1 protein-coding gene is annotated in these 656 nt (G+C 45.7%); it reads left to right on the top strand.

Annotated features, from left to right (window positions below; all coding sequences use genetic code 11):
- Positions 1 to 10: 10 nt before the first annotated feature.
- Positions 11 to 656 (top strand): restriction endonuclease subunit S (locus tag ACOCD2_RS24495; RefSeq protein ID WP_419589958.1); only part of this gene is annotated, 646 nt, incomplete at its 3' end.

The following is a 656-nucleotide window of genomic DNA, read 5'->3' as shown; positions in this document are numbered from 1 at the left end:
CTGGAAGTGTATGCGCAGTAAAAGCGACAAGAAAAAGTCATTGGTGCCCAGGCTGCGCTTTCCCGAGTTTCGGGAGGCGGGGGCGTGGGAGGTGAAGCGGTTGGGGGAACTATCTGAGATTGTGCGAGGAGGATCACCGAGACCTATTACCGACTATATAACGACAGATAGTGAGGGGCTTAACTGGCTGAAGATTGGTGATGTTCATCAGAATGAAAAATATGTAACTTCAACAGAAGAAAAAGTAAAAAAGTCGGCAATATCAAAAACAAGAGAGGTATATCCCGGTGATCTTATAATGTCAAACTCTATGAGTTTCGGGAGGCCATATATACTGAAGATAAAAACCTGTATTCATGACGGATGGATTGCCGTTACAGATATTAACAATGAGGTTGAGCGCGATTATCTCTATTATTTCATTTTGTCTTCTTCAAGTCAGTTCTACTTTAGGAATGCGGCCGCAGGCGGGGGCGTAAAAAATCTTAATGCGGATATAGTTAAGCTATTATCCGTGTCTCTGCCACATTATTTGGAACAACAAAAAATCGCCCACTGCCTCTCCTCCCTTGATGAGGTGATCGGGCTGCAAGCCAAAAAGGTCCAGGCCCTGAAACAGCACAAGAAGGGCCTGATGCAGCAGCTCTTCCCCGCCG

The organism is Thiolapillus sp. (assembly GCF_048562965.1).
In the GTDB taxonomy this organism is placed as follows: Bacteria; Pseudomonadota; Gammaproteobacteria; order Chromatiales; family Chromatiaceae; genus Thiolapillus; species Thiolapillus brandeum_A.
Note: the sequence above shows the minus strand (reverse complement) of the source record. Positions and strands in the feature narration are given on the sequence as shown.